General features: G+C 69.1%; 12 protein-coding genes and 1 pseudogene. 7 read left to right on the plus strand and 6 right to left on the minus strand.

Going from position 1 to position 14,459, the window contains the following annotated elements; translation table 11 throughout:
- Positions 1 to 128 precede the first annotated feature (128 nt).
- Entirely contained in the window at positions 129 to 998 is an 870-nt protein-coding gene (locus AIIKEEIJ_RS17130; RefSeq protein ID WP_161996219.1) for a DUF559 domain-containing protein, read from the plus strand.
- Positions 999 to 1,096: 98 nt separating this feature from the next.
- Here the strand turns inward: AIIKEEIJ_RS17130 and AIIKEEIJ_RS17135 are convergent, their stop codons facing one another.
- The 5 genes from AIIKEEIJ_RS17135 to AIIKEEIJ_RS17155 form a co-directional block, all read right to left on the minus strand.
- A complete protein-coding gene (locus AIIKEEIJ_RS17135; RefSeq protein ID WP_006938194.1) occupies positions 1,097 to 2,296 on the minus strand; it encodes an acetate kinase in 1,200 nt (399 codons plus the stop codon).
- Positions 2,293 to 4,377 (minus strand): phosphate acetyltransferase, encoded by a 2,085-nt coding sequence (gene pta / locus AIIKEEIJ_RS17140; protein ID WP_006938193.1) that lies wholly within the window; start codon positions 4,375 to 4,377, stop codon positions 2,293 to 2,295. Before pta ends, AIIKEEIJ_RS17135 begins: the two co-directional genes overlap by 4 nt.
- An 80-nt stretch (positions 4,378 to 4,457) precedes the next feature.
- Positions 4,458 to 5,306: a catechol 1,2-dioxygenase gene (catA, locus tag AIIKEEIJ_RS17145; RefSeq protein WP_006938191.1), complete on the minus strand. Its 849-nt coding sequence runs from the start codon at positions 5,304 to 5,306 to the stop codon at positions 4,458 to 4,460.
- 19 nt (positions 5,307 to 5,325) lie between these two features.
- Positions 5,326 to 6,945 carry a 4-hydroxyphenylacetate 3-hydroxylase N-terminal domain-containing protein gene (locus AIIKEEIJ_RS17150; protein ID WP_161996220.1) on the minus strand — a complete coding sequence of 540 codons (1,620 nt, stop codon included), beginning with the start codon at positions 6,943 to 6,945 and terminating at the stop codon, positions 5,326 to 5,328.
- A gap of 50 nt (positions 6,946 to 6,995) precedes the next feature.
- Positions 6,996 to 7,559: a flavin reductase family protein gene (locus tag AIIKEEIJ_RS17155; protein ID WP_072636488.1), complete on the minus strand. Its 564-nt coding sequence runs from the start codon at positions 7,557 to 7,559 to the stop codon at positions 6,996 to 6,998.
- Between the two features lie 244 nt (positions 7,560 to 7,803).
- Here AIIKEEIJ_RS17155 and AIIKEEIJ_RS17160 point away from each other — a divergent pair, with 244 nt between their 5' ends.
- Entirely contained in the window at positions 7,804 to 8,733 is a 930-nt protein-coding gene (locus AIIKEEIJ_RS17160) for an AraC family transcriptional regulator (protein WP_043802485.1), read from the plus strand.
- Between the two features lie 6 nt (positions 8,734 to 8,739).
- Here AIIKEEIJ_RS17160 and AIIKEEIJ_RS17165 read toward each other — a convergent pair whose 3' ends face one another.
- Entirely contained in the window at positions 8,740 to 9,510 is a 771-nt protein-coding gene (locus AIIKEEIJ_RS17165; protein ID WP_043802481.1) for an IclR family transcriptional regulator domain-containing protein, read from the minus strand.
- Between the two features lie 196 nt (positions 9,511 to 9,706).
- Between AIIKEEIJ_RS17165 and catA (AIIKEEIJ_RS17170) the strand changes: the two genes are divergently transcribed.
- The 5 genes and pseudogenes from catA (AIIKEEIJ_RS17170) (at position 9,707) to AIIKEEIJ_RS17190 (ending at position 14,390) form a co-directional block, all read left to right on the plus strand.
- Positions 9,707 to 10,558, plus strand: a complete 852-nt coding sequence (gene catA, locus AIIKEEIJ_RS17170; RefSeq protein WP_029546511.1) for a catechol 1,2-dioxygenase — start codon at positions 9,707 to 9,709, stop codon at positions 10,556 to 10,558.
- Between the two features lie 129 nt (positions 10,559 to 10,687).
- On the plus strand, positions 10,688 to 11,815 hold the full coding sequence (locus tag AIIKEEIJ_RS17175) for a muconate/chloromuconate family cycloisomerase (RefSeq protein ID WP_029546510.1): 1,128 nt from the start codon (positions 10,688 to 10,690) through the stop codon (positions 11,813 to 11,815).
- Between the two features lie 69 nt (positions 11,816 to 11,884).
- Positions 11,885 to 12,169, plus strand: a complete 285-nt coding sequence (gene catC / locus AIIKEEIJ_RS17180; RefSeq protein ID WP_029546509.1) for a muconolactone Delta-isomerase — start codon at positions 11,885 to 11,887, stop codon at positions 12,167 to 12,169.
- 27 nt (positions 12,170 to 12,196) lie between these two features.
- Complete coding sequence (locus tag AIIKEEIJ_RS17185; protein ID WP_029546508.1) at positions 12,197 to 13,330, plus strand: alkaline phosphatase family protein; 1,134 nt, start codon at positions 12,197 to 12,199, stop codon at positions 13,328 to 13,330.
- Between the two features lie 75 nt (positions 13,331 to 13,405).
- Positions 13,406 to 14,390 (plus strand): annotated as a pseudogene (locus AIIKEEIJ_RS17190) (alpha/beta hydrolase).
- The last annotated feature ends 69 nt before the right edge of the window (positions 14,391 to 14,459 follow it).

The raw sequence follows: 14,459 nt of genomic DNA on the forward strand, positions 1-14,459 counted from the left end.
CACCGACAACAACCTCCCGCCGGTAACGAAAAGGCCCCGCTCGGTCCGATTGTGGATAACTCGCGACTTCTCCACAACCGCGGCAGCGGGTCTTCCGGGAGTGCGGTTCGTCCTACATCGTGGACCGGATGGACACCTTCGACGCACCTTTCCTGGGCACGGAAGCGATCGCCGCCGGCGCGCTCACCGCATACGAACTTCGGCACGGATTCGTTCGTCTCCACCGCAATGTGTACGTCCGACGCGGCGTCGCACCCACTGCCCGGAACCGAGCGATGGCGGCATGGCTGTGGGCACGCGGAAAGGGCGTCCTCACGGGCCTCTCGGCAGCCGCGGTACACGGCACCCGTTGGATCGACGATACGGCCCCGGCCGAGATCCTCCGCCTCGGACACGTCCGGGCCCCGGCCGGAATCGTCGTCCGGCAGGGCTGCATCCCCGACGACGAACTGTGCCCCGTGGACGGGATGGTGGTGACATCACCGGCACGGACCGCCTTCGACCTGGGACGAGCGCACCCCGGCGATCGCGGAGTCGAGATCCTCGACGCACTGTGCAACGCAACGGACATCACGCCCGCGGCGATCCTCGACGTCGCCCGCTGCCATCCGGGGGCGCGCGGGATCAGCGATCTGCGCCGTTCACTGCTCCTCGTCGATGCAGGCGCGGAGTCGCCACCCGAAACCCGCACCCGTTTGTTGCTGGTCCGCGATGGACTTCCGCCGCCGGAAACCCAGCTGCTCGTCTACGGCTCGGACGGCAGCGTGCTGGCGCGCGGCGACATGGGCTGGAAGCGCTGGCAGGTCCTCGTGGAGTACGACGGCGGCCAACACTGGACCGATCCCACCCAGCGCGCCCGGGACATCGACCGGTACGCCGTACTCGAGGCGGCCGGATGGCGGATTGTCCGGGTGAGTGCTCAACTGCTCGCCGGACGTCCGCAGGTCGTCCTCGATCGGGTCCGGGCGGCGCTGCATGCCGCTGGCGCTCGGTTGTGAGATTCGACCGGGAGGTTGGCGCGACGATCGGGCTGTGGCTGGGCCATCCGCCGAGTGGCACCGACGACAACCTCCCGCTGGACGCGAGAAACTCCCGCCTACACCAGCGCCGCGGCCGCGCGCGCGATGGCGAGCTCCTCGTTGGTCGGGATCACGAGGATCTCCACCTGCGACGTGTCCGCCGAGATGCGCCGCTCGCCGCGTGCGGAGGCGGCGTTGCGGGTCTCGTCGACGGCGATGCCGAGACGCTCGAGGCCGGCGAGGGCGTCCCGGCGGACGTCGACGTTGTTCTCTCCCACCCCGCCGGTGAACACGACGACGTCGACGCCGCCCAGTTCGACGAGATACGCGCCGAGGTACTTGCGCAGGCGGTGCACGTAGACGTCGTAGGCGAGCTTCGCGTCCTCGGAGCCCTCGGCGACGAGCCGCAGCAGGGCGCGGAAGTCGTTGACCCCTGAGAGGCCCTTGAGCCCGGAGCGCCGGTTGAGCAGATCGTCGATGGAATCGACGTCCATCCCGGCGCTGCGGTTGAGGTGCAGCAGTACGCCGGGATCGATGTCGCCGCACCGGGTTCCCATGACGAGTCCTTCGAGCGGGGTCAACCCCATGGACGTGTCGACGGGCCGGCCGCCGGCGATCGCGGAGGCCGACGCACCGTTGCCGAGGTGCAGCACGATCTGGTTCAGTTCCGACAGTTCACGTCCGAGGAACCGGGCGGCGCGCTCGGACACGTACTGGTGCGACGTCCCGTGGAAGCCGTACCGCCGGATGCCGTGCGCCCGGGCGACGTCCCGGTCGATCGCGTAGGTGGCGGCCGCGGCGGGCAGTGCGTGGAAGAACGCGGTGTCGAACACCCCGACGTGCGGAATGCCGGGCAGTTCCTCCCGCGCGACCTCCATGCCGATGACGTTCGCCGGATTGTGCAGCGGCGCAAGAACGGCCAGTTCCTTCACGGTGCGCACCACGTCGTCGTCGACGAGGGTCGGCTCGTGGAACACCTCGCCGCCGTGTACGAGGCGATGGCCGACGGCGATGATGCCGGCCTCGCGCAGGGGGCGGCCCAGCGCCTCCACCCAGTCGAGGACGATCCGCAGTCCGGCGCGGTGGTTCTCGATGGGACCGACGTGTTCCTCGGTGCCGGTGGTGTGGTGGAACACGACCCTGCCCTCGGGCTCACCGATCCGCTCGATGAGCCCGTGCGCCACCGAGTCTCCGGTCTCGGGGTGGACGAGCTGGAACTTGATCGACGACGAGCCGGAGTTGAGCACCAGCACGGTGCCGTCCGTCTGGGAGCTCATTCGCCGGCCTCCTGCGCCTGGATGGCGGTGATCGCCACCGTGTTCACGATGTCCTGGATCAGCGCCCCACGCGACAGGTCGTTGACGGGCTTGCGCAGGCCCTGCAGGACCGGACCGACGGCCACGGCTCCGGCGCTGCGCTGCACGGCCTTGTAGGTGTTGTTGCCGGTGTTGAGGTCCGGGAAGATGAACACGGTCGCCCGGCCGGCGACCTCCGAGTCGGGAAGCTTGGCGCTGGCCACCGACGGTTCGATCGCGGCGTCGTACTGGATCGGTCCCTCCACCGGCAGGTCCGGCCGGCGCTCGCGCACCAGGGCGGTGGCGGCGCGGACCTTGTCGACGTCGACGCCCGAACCGGACTCGCCGGTCGAGTAGGACAGCATCGCGACGCGCGGTTCGATGCCGAAGCGGGCGGCGGTGGCGGCGGAGGAGATCGCGATGTCGGCGAGCTGATCGCTGGTGGGATCGGGCACCACCGCGCAGTCACCGTAGGCGAGCACCCGGTCCGACAGGCACATGAGGAAGATGCTCGACACCGTGGACACGCCGGGTTCGGTCTTGATGATCTCGAAGGACGGCCGGATGGTGTGCGCGGTGGTGTGCGCGGCACCGGAGACCATGCCGTCGGCGACGCCGAGGTGCACCATCATCGTGCCGAAGTACGAAATGTCGCTCATGATCTCGCGGGCGCGTTCGATCGTCATCCCCTTGTGGGCACGCAGCCGGGCATACTCCTCGGCGAACGGCTCGGCGTGTTCGGACGACCTGGGATCCAGCACGGTCGCCGCACTCAGGTCCACCCCGAGTTCGGCCGCCCGGCGCCGCACCTGCGTCTCGTCGCCGAGGATCGTCAGGTCGGCGATCTTGCGTTGCAGGACGCGGCCCGCCGCGCGCAGGATCCGGTCGTCGTCGCCTTCGGGCAGCACGATGTGCCGGCGCTGACGGCGGGCCCAGTCGATGAGCTGGTACTCGAACATCTGCGGGGTCGTGACGGACGGCCGGGGCACGTCGAGGCGGCTCAGCAACCGATCCGTGTCCACGTGCTGTTCCATCAGCGCGACGGCGGTGTCGATCTTGCGGTGCGCGCCGAGCGCCATGCGGCCGCGCGTCCGGTCGGCGGCCGACGCGGTGTCGAACGTCCCCAGGGTGGTCGTCAGGATCGGCAGGCTGGGCCTGAGTCCGGCGACGAGTTGCGCCATCGCCGGGTGCGGCAGGAGCCCACCGTTCATGATGATGCCGGCCAGCGACGGAAATCCTTCGGCGGCATTGGCATTCACAAGGGCGAGGAGCACGTCGGAGCGGTCGGCGGGGGCGATCACCACGACCCCCTCGGTGATGCGTTCGAGGATGTGTTCGGCGGTCATGCCGCCGACCATGACGCGCAGCGCCTCGCGGTGCAGCAGCTCGGGATCGCCGCTGTAGAGTTCGCCGTCGATCGCGGTCAGCAGTTCGCCCATGGTCGGCGCGACGAGGATCGGCACCTCCGGCAGCGTCCACAGCGGCACACCCCGGTCCCCGACGGCCGCGGCGATCTCGTCGAGCCGGTCGGAGGGACAGCGGTTGACGACGATTCCGGTCAGGTGGGCGTGCTGGGCGGCGAGTTCGGCCGTGCACACGCTGGTCAGTTGCGCCACCTCGTCGGGGGTGCGCCGGGAGCCGCGCAACACGAGCAGAACGGGCGCGTCGAGATTCGCGGCGATGCGCGCGTTGTAGCCGAGCTCGCTGGGGTTGGCGATCTCGGTGTAGTCGCTGCCGACGATGACGACGGCGTCGCACCGGTCCGCGACGGCGTGGTACTTGACGACGATCTCGCTGAGGGCGGCCTCGGGATCGGCATGCACGTCGTCGTAGGTGGCGCCGACGCACTCGTCGTAGTCGAGGTCGACGGTGATGCGCTCGAGGAGCAGTTCGAGGATGTAGTCGGTGTCGCCGTCGGAGCGGGCGATGGGGCGGAAGACGCCGACCCGGGCGGCGGAGGCACACAGCGCCTGGAGCAGGCCGAGCGCGACGGTGGACTTGCCGGTGTCGCCCTCCGGCGCAGCGATGTAGATACTCGACACGGACTCGGCGGCGGCGCTCATGGCTCACACCCTAACGCTGCGCCGGTGCGTCCTCTGGGCGGTGGGAGCAACCCAAAAGACGCACCGGCGGCGCAGCCGCGTCAGTCCGCGAGCGGGTCGAGCGCGAAGTCGTACGTGGCCACCTTGCGGCCGGCGTCGTCGACCTGTGGTTCGAGGACGAGTTCCGGTTTCGTCGCGGTCGCGACGTCGTCGTCGAGCCACTCACCACCGGCGAAGTACAGCTGGGTGATGATCGGCTGCCTGCCGGGTGCGGTCACCCGCAGGTGCAGGTGCGCCGGGCGCCACGGGTGCCATCCGGCTGCCTCGATGAACTGTCCGGTGGGCCCGTCGGTGGGGATCTGATACGGAGCCGGCTCGATGGTGGTGATGTCGTAGCGGCCCTCGGCGTCGGCGACGACGGTGCCGCGCAGATTCCATTGCGGAAGGTGCGGGGCGAACTGGGAGTAGTAGCCTTCGTCGTCGGCGTGCCAGATCTCGATCCGGGCCCCGCCGAGGCCCCGGCCGTCGAGGTCGGTGACCTGTCCGCGCAGGACCAGCGGGGGGTGGACGCGATCCTCGTCGCGCATCGGGAGTGTGCACTGCGCCGGTAGTTCCGGTGCGCCCGGAACGTAGTACGGCCCCTCGATGCTGCCCTTGGTGCCGCGGAACCTCCGGGAGTTGACGTCCTCGATCTCGTGCTCGACGAACACGTCCAGCAGCAGCGGCCACTCGCCGCCCTCGCCCACGTCGATGAGCCACTGCTTGAGCACGCGGTACTCGTCGTAGGTGACGGCATGTTTCCGGATCAGCGCACCGAATCCCGCGAGGGCTTCGGTCGCGATGGCGGACAGACGCTCCGGTGAGGTGTCGGCGGTGCAGCGTTCGCCCTTGAACTTGTCGGTGGCGGCGGTGCCGGATGCGGCAGCGGTGGGGTTTTCGGTGATGGTCATGGTGTCTCCCGGGAAGTGGTCAGGCACGGCGGAAATGGGACACGTCGTCGTTGCCGACGAGGTCGGGCACGGTCCAGCCGTCGAGGTCGTACTCGCTCATGAACTGCTCGGCCAGGCCCTTCATGGCGGACACGTCCCCACGGCCTTCTGCGGCGAACAGCAGCTCGGCCTTGACGTTCTCGTGGTTGCCGGCGTAGTTCCGCTCGTACAGTTCGTGGCGGCCACCGAACTCGGAGCCGATCGAGTCCCACAGGGCCTTCATGACCTTGACCCGGTCCACGGCGGTGATGCCGTCGGAGCCGCGGACGTACTTGTCCAGGTAGGGGCGCACCTCAGGATTCTTGAAGTCCGCCGCCGACGAGGGCAGGTAGATCAGGCCGGACGCGACGTCCTGCTCGATGATCTCCTTGATCCGCGGGTAGCCGGAGATCATGAACATCCGGTAGGTCAGGCCGTACTCGAGCTTCGGGATGACGGTGTCGCCGATCCACGGCTCGGGGTCGCGGGCCATCGACTCGGTGAGCGACCAGAACAGGTTGCGCCAGCCGATGACCTCCCCGACGCGGGTCTGCACCCCGCGGAAACCGCCGGCGCCGGTGGCGTCGAGGGCCTTGAGCAGCAGGCCCGCGATGAAGTCGAGCTTGACGGCGAGACGGGTGCAGCCCTGGAAGGTGAACCGCGGCAGGAATCCGGACTGCGGGAAGAACGCGTTGATCTTCTCCACGTCCCCGTACATGAACACGTTCTCCCACGGCACGAGCACCTTGTCGAAGATGAAGATCGCGTCGTTCTCGTCCATGCGCGAGGACAGCGGGTAGTCGAACGGGGATCCGACGACGTTGGCGTTCTGCGAGTAGGAGGCCCGCGAGATCAGCTTGATGCCGGGCGCGTCCATCGGCACCGTGCAGATCAGGGCGAATTCCTTCTTCTTGATCGGCAGGCCGTAGTGGGCGATGAAGTTGTAGTTGGTGATCGCCGAGCCGGTGGCGACGACCTTGGCGCCGGAGACGATCAGGCCCGCGTCGGTCTCCTTCTCCACCTTCATGAACACGTCGCCGACCTGGTCCGGCGGCAGTTGCCGGTCCACCGGGGGGTTGATGATCGCGTGGTTCCAGTACAGGACCTTCTCCTGCGACTCGCGGTACCAGCGCTTGGCGTTGTCCTGGAACGGGGCGTAGAGCTCGCTGTTGGCGTTGAGGGTGCCGAGGAAGGAGGCCTTGTAGTCGGGGGACCGGCCCATCCAGCCGTAGGTCATCCGCGCCCAGGTGGCGATGGCGTCGCGCTCGGCGAGCAGGTCGTCGGCGGAGGTGGGGGTGCGGAAGAACGGCATGGTCACCCCGCCGTTGCCGGTGTCGGTGGGACAGGTGAGGGTGCCGACGTGCTCGCCGGTGTGCAGCGCGTCGTAGAGGCGCGCCGTCATGCGGATGGAGTTGCGGAACGCCGGATGGTTGGTGAAGTCCTCGACGCGCTCGCCGTGCAGCCAGATCTCGCGGCCGTCCTTGATCGATTCGATGTACTCGTCCCCGGTCATCGGCCGCGTGGCGAAGTTCTGCTGCCGGTTCGCCGGGGAATCGGCGGCGACGTTCACCGTGGAGCGGTCGATCGTGTTCTCGCCGGGACGGGACTCGAGAGTGGTCATGGATATCTCCTTGCGGGTGAAGGGAACTGGTAAGTGGTTCCGGGCGGTGGTCAGTTCACCGCGGCATCGAGGTGGAGCGGGGTGAACCGGGTCCGGGCGTCGAACCAGCCGCTGTGCGGATCGTCCATCGAGCCGTTCCATGCGGCGGAGGCGCTCGGTGCGCCGAGTTCGTGGAAGGTGCTCCGGTAGAACAGCAGCGGGGCGGTGTCGCGACACTGGGCGTCGACGATCTCGCCGATGTAGATCACGTGGTCGCCGCCGTCGTACTCGCGCCACGGGACGCAGGACAGGGTCGCCGCGGCCCCGGCGAGCACCGGCGCCGTGGGTCCGTCCTCGAACACCGGGCCGGGGGTCTGCGGCCGGCCGGCGAAGTGCAGGGCGGTGTCGACCTGGTCCGCGGCGAGGATGTTCACCGCGAACGGTGCGCCGGAGAGGAAGCCGCACGCCTTCGACGTGCGGGTCAGGGTGACCTGGCACAGCCGGGGCTCGAGGGAGACGGCGGTGAACGCGGTGACCGTCGCGCCGTGGGGTGTGCCCTCGCGGTTGGCGCAGGTGATCACGGTGACGCCACTTGCGAACTGTCCGAAGATGTTCCGGAGCCGACGCTGTTCCATTTCGGCGCTCCTCCCGGGTCGATCCGTGCTGGTGTGATGTAGACCATAGGAGCGGGTGGGTGCCGGCTGCGATCCGCTGAACGCGGTCGCTATCCGGTTAGCGCGGTCGGCGTGACCGATGGGCCTCGTTTGCCCGGAGACGTGTTGCCCATCACACTGGACAGTGGGTCCCGGGTATACCGGGACGAAGGTCCCGAATGGCGAACGGCGCCGAAGGTCCCGGGGACGGAAACGGAGGTACAGGGTGAGGTCGACGCCTGATCCGGCCGATTGGGACGAAGCCGAGCATGTGGTGTCCGACGCATACTTCCCGCACACCCTGGCTCCGCTGGCCGCCGGTACGGAACCGCACGTCGATGTCCGCGCGCTGCAGCTCGGTCCGCTGCGGCTGGCGCGAATCGGATGGGGCGCCGAGGTCACGGTGCAGTCGGACCATCCGGGTGCCTACGCGGTCAACATCCCCCTGTCCGGGCGCATCGAATCGGTGACGGCGGGCCGCGAGGTGGTCTCGGTGCAGGGACAGGCATCGGTGTTCCGGCCGGACACCGCCGCCACCATCACCCGCTGGACCGACGACTGCGAGATCGTCGGCGTCAAGCTCGACCGCGACTACCTGGACCGTGAGCTGGCGCGGATCCTGGGACGTCCCGACCTGCAGTTGCCGGAGCAGGTGGACCTGACCGGGGAGGCCGGTCAGAGCTGGATGACCCTGCTGCGTTCGGTGGTCGACCAGCTGCGCGCGGACGAGGAGCTGTGGCGCAACCCATTGGTCGCCGAGCAGCTCTCCGGCGCCCTGACCTCGGCGTTCGTGCTCGCGGTGATGCCCGACGGCGGAACCGGCACCGCGGCGCGACCGCGGATCGTCAAGCGGGTCCTCGACCGCATCCACGAGGATCCGGCCCAGCCGTGGACGTCGGCGGACATGGCCGAGCTGGCGGGCGTGAGCGTGCGCCGCCTCCAGGAGGGATTCCGCGAGTATCTGGGGGTCTGTCCCCGCGACTACCTGCTCGACCTGCGCCTCGAGCGGATCCACGAGGAGCTCGCGGCCGGCGACCCGGCGGCGACGTCGGTCACGGAGGTGGCCATGCGCTGGGGGATGACGCACACCGGCCGCTTCGCCGCCGCCTACCGCCGCAAGTACGGCGTGACCCCGTCCGCGACCCTGCGCGGCTGACGAGACCTACCCGCGGTACCCGAGGTCGGCGCTGAGGTCGTTCGCGGACTTCACCAGGCAGTCCACGGCGAGCGCGCGGAATTCCTCGGGCGTGTGCCGGGCCGCCGACGTCGAGCAGGCGAGCACACCGACCACGGTGCCGGCGGCGTCGCGCACCGGCGCCGCCGCCGAGATGAGGCCCTCCTCGAGCTCGGCGGAGGTGAGCGCGTAGCCCTGGGCGCGCACCCGGGCCAGCTCGGCCCGCAGTTCGTCCGCGTTGCCGACGGTCGCGGTGGCGAGCTTCTCGAAACTCGTGTCGGCGACGACCTGCTCGACGGTGTCGGTGGGGGCCCACGCCAGCAGCGCCCGGCCCATCGACGTCGCGTATGCGGGGACCCGGGTGCCCACCGAGACGTTGATGCTCATGATGCGCCGCACCGGGACCCGGGCGGCGTACACCACCTCGGCGCCGTCGAGAACGCCGAGGGAGGCGGATTCGCCGGTGTACTCGGAGATCTCGACCAGCCGCGGCATGGCGGCCTCGACCAGGGCGTGCGAGGCGGAGTAGTGCTGACCGATGCTGAGCACGCGCGGGGTCAGCGACCATCGGCTGCCCGTGTTGCTCACGTAGCCGAGTTTCTGCAGGGTCAGCAGGATGCGGCGGACCGCGGGCCGGGACAGGTCGGTCTTCGCTGCCAGTTCGGCGAGGGACGGGTTGGGGTGCTGTTCGTCGAACGCGAGCAGCACGGCAAAGCCGCGCTCGATGCTTTGGACGAAATCCCGGTCCTGGCTAGGCATTGCTGGCTCCTACCTGCGGTTTCGGCGCCCGGGGCCACCCGGGTGTTGACAATCACCTGTGACTGGACGCACAGTGTGTGTACGCACTGCGATACAGAAGTACGCACAGCGTACAACTCGAGTGGCGAGAGCGCCAGCCCCGCGATCACCACGACAGCTTTCGTGACCATCGTTCGAGCCTCGCCGAGGAGGACACATGACCACCACCGAGAATCCCACCGCCCACGCGTCCGGCAATGCGGCCACCGACAAGTTCAAGAACGAGCGCGTCTCGTCGGACACGTCGGTCGAGCGTGCCGCCGCCATCTACAAGGATGTGCTCGGGGCGTTCGCCGAGATCATCCACAAGCACGAGGTCACCTACGACGAGTACCGCGTGCTCAAGCAGTGGATGATCGACGTGGGCGAGTACGGCGAGTGGCCGCTGTGGCTGGACGTCTTCGTCGAGCACGAGATCGAAGAGGTGCACTACAACCGCAAGCACTTCACCGGCACCAAGGGCAGCATCGAGGGCCCGTACTACGTGGCCGACTCCCCGAAGCTGCCGGCCAAGTGCACCATGCCGATGCGTGAGCAGGACAAGGCGGCCGAGTCCCTGATCTTCAAGGGCCGGGTCACCGACCTCGAGGGCAACGGACTGCAGGGCGCCACCATCGAGTTGTGGCACGCCGACGCGGAGGGCCTCTACTCGCAGTTCGCCCCCGGCATCCCCGAGTGGAACCTGCGCGGCACCGTCGAGTGCGACGACGAGGGCAACTTCGAGATCACCACCCTCAAGCCCGCCCCCTACAAGATCCCCGCCGACGGACCGACCGGCTGGTTCATCGAGTCCTACGGTGGACACCCGTGGCGCCCCGCCCACCTGCACCTGATGGTGAAGGCCCCCGGCAAGCGCTCGATCACCACCCAGCTGTACTTCCAGGGTGGCGAGTGGGTCGAGGACGACGTCGCGACCGCGACCAAGCCCGAGCTCATCCTCGACCCGCAGCCGAACGCCGAGGGTGTCGACGAGGTGACCTACAACTTCGTGCTCGACCCCGAGGCCTGATCGTCTCCATGGACCGGGTCCACGTGAGTTGACGAATGCCGGTGTCCACCAAGAGGACACCGGCATTCGTCGTCCCCGAGGGTCCACTGTTGCCCGCATCACCGCCGATATCCGATTGTGAGCTGTTCGATGTCCGACCCCGACCTGAAGATCGTCTCGATCGACACGACGATCATCGACGTGCCGCTGGTACGTCCGCACAAGTTCGCCACCACCACCGCCGAGAAGCAGCCCATCCTGCTCGTGGCGATCACCACCGCGGGCGGCGTCACCGGTTACGGCGAGGGCGTCGTGCCCGGCGGTCCGTGGTGGGGTGGTGAATCCGTCGAGACGATGAAGGCGATCGTCGACGGCTACATCGCCCCCTACATCGCCGGCCGCGGCGTCGACGAGATCAGCGGCATCATGGTCGACATCGAACGCGTCGTCTCCGGCGCCCGGTTCGCCAAGGCCGCCGTCGACGTCGCCCTGCACGACGCCTGGGCCCGCGCCCTCGGCGTCGGCGTGCACGCCCTGCTCGGCGGCGCCTTCCGCACCGGGGTCGACGTGCGCTGGGCGCTCGGCGCCGCGCCGGTCGAGGAGATCCTCGAGGAGGTCGAGGAGAAGATGGCGGCCCGCCTGAACTTCGCGTTCAAGCTCAAGATGGGCGCGCTCGACCCGAAGGTCGACACCGAACGTGTCGTCACGATCGCGCAGGCCCTCGAGGGCAAGGCCGGCGTCAGCATCGACGTCAACGCCCGCTGGGACCGGTTCACCGCGCTGCGGTACGTCCCGCAACTCGTCGACGGCGGCGTCGAACTCATCGAACAGCCGACTCCCGGCGAGCAGCGCGAGGTCCTCGCCGAGATCAACCATCTGGTGTCCGCCCCGGTCATGGCCGACGAGTCCGTGCAGACGCCGCACGACGCGCTCGAGATCGCCAAGCTCGGCGCCGCCGACGTCATCGCCCTCAAGACCACCAAGTGCGGTGGGTTGCAACGCAGCAAGGAGGTCGTGGCCGTCGCCAAGGCGGCCGGAATCCGCTGCCACGGCGCCACCTCGATCGAGGGGCCCATCGGCACTGCGGCGTCCATTCACTTCGCCTGCGCCGAGCCCGGGATCAACTACGGCACCGAGCTGTTCGGGCCGCAGCTGTTCGCCGTCGAGCTGCTGCAAACCCCGCTCGACTACTCCGACGGGCAGGTGCACCTCCCGCAGGGGCCCGGCCTCGGCGTCGAACTCGACATGGACGTCGTCAAGCACCTCGCCCGCGACTGACCACACCCGTGCGCGGTTTCGGTAGAAGCAGCTACCGAAACCGCGCACGGCCCGAAAGGAGTACGCACCATGGCACTGTTCCACGTTCGCATGGACGTCGACATCCCCCGCGACCTCGATCCCGAGGTGCGGGCCGAGACCGTCGCGCGGGAGAAGGCCTACAGCCAGGAACTGCAGCGCGAGGGCAAGTGGCGGGAGATCTGGCGCATCGTCGGCAAGTACAGCAACATCAGCATCTTCGACGTCGACTCCGCCGACGAACTCCACGAGATCCTGTGGAACCTGCCGCTGTTCCCGTACATGAACATCGAGATCATGCCGCTGACCAAGCACGGATCCGACATCAAGGACTAGTGGCCGCCGGCAGGCCATACTCGGGTAATGGACCTGCCGCTGCACGACGTCTACGCCGAACCGACCCTCGCGGACCTGATGCCGTCCGTGCTCGCGTCCGCGGGGGTGCCCGGCGAGGCCAACCGTCTCGCGCTCGACGAGCAGTCCCGCACCGTCGTGTTGCTCGTCGACGGCATGGGGTGGAACCTGCTGCGGCGCAATGCCGCAGCCGCCCCGTTTCTCACCGGACTCGACGGCCGGCCGATCCGCGCCGGATTCCCCACCACCACCGCGGTGAGCATCGCGTCGCTGGGCACCGGCCTGGCCTCCGGCGCCCACGCCATCACCGGTTACCAGTCCTACGTCGAGGAGATCGACGCCCCGTTCAACTGGCTGCGCTGGACCCTCGCCGGGACCGCGGTCGACCAGCGTGAGCGGCTCGTCCCCGAATGGGTGCAGCCCCACCCGACGGCGTTCGAACGCGCCGACGCCGCCGGGCTCACCGTGACCACCGTCGTGCCCCGCAGCTTCGACGGCAGCGGGCTCACCCGGGCCGTGCTGCGCGGCGGCAACTTCGTCGGTGTCTCCGCCTACGGCGACCTGCTCGCCCACGTCGTCGCTGCCGTCGCCGCCGGCGACCGCACCCTCGTCTACTGCTACCTCGGCGAGGTCGACACGATCGGCCACCTCTACGGACCCGAGTCCCCGTCCTGGACCGCGCAGCTCACCGTCGTCGACCGGTTCGTCGAGCAGCTCGTCGCGGCCCTGCCCGCCGGGGCGCGGCTGCTGATCACCGCCGACCACGGCATGGTCGACGCCTCCCGGGGCCGTCGCGCCGACTTCGACCACATCTCCGGCCTCTCGGAGGACGTCGACGCGATCGCGGGCGAACCCCGTTGCCGGCACGTGCACACCCGGCGGCCCGACGCAGTGCTGGAGCGGTGGCGCAACGAACTCGGCGACGACATGTGGATCGGCACCCGCGACGACGTGATCGCCGGCGGCCTGTTCGGCCCGGACCCGTCGCCCGCCGCGTGCCGACGCATCGGTGACGTCGTCGCGATCGGCCTCGGCGAGTCCACGGTGATCCGCTCCGACGGCGAATTGGTCATGTCGCAGCTGCCCGGCCAGCACGGTGCGCTGACCGAGGAGGAGCTGCTGGTGCCGTTGCTGCAGGTCTGAGGGCTGAGGGTCCGGAAGATACGTGTGACGGAGAGTACCTCGACCGGGTACCGGCCTCGTCCTATCGTGGCGTACATGCGCACCCACGGATCGACGATCTGGCACTGGACGGTGAGCCTGCGGGCGATCCTCGTCTTCTGGTTCGTGCGGATCTTCGTGAAGCCGCTCTTCACCTGGTGGCCTGCCACCGACCGGGGCATCGAGACCCTCAGCCGGCTCGACCGTCGCGTCGACAAGCTGCTGCCCCGACCGCGTGGCGTCGACATCGACCCCCTGACCCTCGGCGGGGTGCCCAGCGAGCGCATCGAACCGCCGCGACCCGCCCGGGGCTCGCTCGCCGGGGTCACCATCCTGTACTTCCACGGCGGCGCCTTCGTGTTCTGCGGCCTCGCCACCCACCGTACCGTCTGCTCACTGCTCACTGCTCGCCGCCGAGTCGGGGGTTCCGGTGTACTCCGTCGCCTACCGGCAGCTTCCCGTGGGCTCGATCGGTACCTCCGTCATCGACGCGATGGCCGCGTACACCGCGCTGCTCGAGACGGTCGAGGACCCCACCCGCATCGTCGTCGCCGGTGACTCGGCCGGCGGCTACCTGGCGATGAAGGTCGCCGAGATCGCCGCGCTGCGCGGCATGATCCGGCCGGCCGCGGTGATCGGCTACTCGCCGCTGCTCAACCTCGAACTCGAGGAGCACGACCCCGACTTCATGAAGCGGGACGCGTACCTGCCGATGCGGCAGGTCGAGAAGCTGCGCGACCGCTGGCTCGCCGGTCCCGACTACATCGAGGGCGAGGAGTCGCCCGTCCGTGCCGATCCGGCGCTGTTCCCGCCCGTGTTCTTCTCCGTCGCCGAGTACGAGATCACCCGACCCGACGTCGAGATCATGACCGGCGCCTTCGACGAGGTGGGCGCGACGGTCGAGACCCACCTGTGGGCCGGTCAGGTGCACGCCTTCCCGGTGATAGGGCAGGTGCTGCCCGAGGCCCGCACGCTGCTGCACTACAGCATCGACTTCGTGCGGCGCACCGTCGTCGCGCAGGAGCGTCGCCACACGGCATGACCCCGTCGTGGCGGCCCGATGTCACATCCATTCGATCTGAGTGACGCGGTGTGACATTCGGCCGCGTGC

The sequence above is a fragment of the Rhodococcus sp. YH1 genome, from assembly GCF_009939605.1.
In the GTDB taxonomy this organism is placed as follows: domain Bacteria; phylum Actinomycetota; class Actinomycetes; order Mycobacteriales; family Mycobacteriaceae; genus Rhodococcus; species Rhodococcus aetherivorans.

What these genes read in the sequence shown, in the direction of transcription:
- AIIKEEIJ_RS17185 (WP_029546508.1), top strand. Translation starts at nt 12,197, where the DNA reads ATGGACCTGCCGCTGCACGACGTCTACGCCGAACCGACCCTCGCGGAC.
- AIIKEEIJ_RS17135 (WP_006938194.1), bottom strand. Translation starts at nt 2,296, where the DNA reads ATGAGCTCCCAGACGGACGGCACCGTGCTGGTGCTCAACTCCGGCTCG.
- catA (WP_029546511.1), top strand. Translation starts at nt 9,707, where the DNA reads ATGACCACCACCGAGAATCCCACCGCCCACGCGTCCGGCAATGCGGCC.
- AIIKEEIJ_RS17150 (WP_161996220.1), bottom strand. Translation starts at nt 6,945, where the DNA reads ATGACCACTCTCGAGTCCCGTCCCGGCGAGAACACGATCGACCGCTCC.
- catC (WP_029546509.1), top strand. Translation starts at nt 11,885, where the DNA reads ATGGCACTGTTCCACGTTCGCATGGACGTCGACATCCCCCGCGACCTC.
- AIIKEEIJ_RS17155 (WP_072636488.1), bottom strand. Translation starts at nt 7,559, where the DNA reads ATGGAACAGCGTCGGCTCCGGAACATCTTCGGACAGTTCGCAAGTGGC.
- pta (WP_006938193.1), bottom strand. Translation starts at nt 4,377, where the DNA reads ATGAGCGCCGCCGCCGAGTCCGTGTCGAGTATCTACATCGCTGCGCCG.
- AIIKEEIJ_RS17175 (WP_029546510.1), top strand. Translation starts at nt 10,688, where the DNA reads ATGTCCGACCCCGACCTGAAGATCGTCTCGATCGACACGACGATCATC.
- catA (WP_006938191.1), bottom strand. Translation starts at nt 5,306, where the DNA reads ATGACCATCACCGAAAACCCCACCGCTGCCGCATCCGGCACCGCCGCC.
- AIIKEEIJ_RS17130 (WP_161996219.1), top strand. Translation starts at nt 129, where the DNA reads ATGGACACCTTCGACGCACCTTTCCTGGGCACGGAAGCGATCGCCGCC.
- AIIKEEIJ_RS17165 (WP_043802481.1), bottom strand. Translation starts at nt 9,510, where the DNA reads ATGCCTAGCCAGGACCGGGATTTCGTCCAAAGCATCGAGCGCGGCTTT.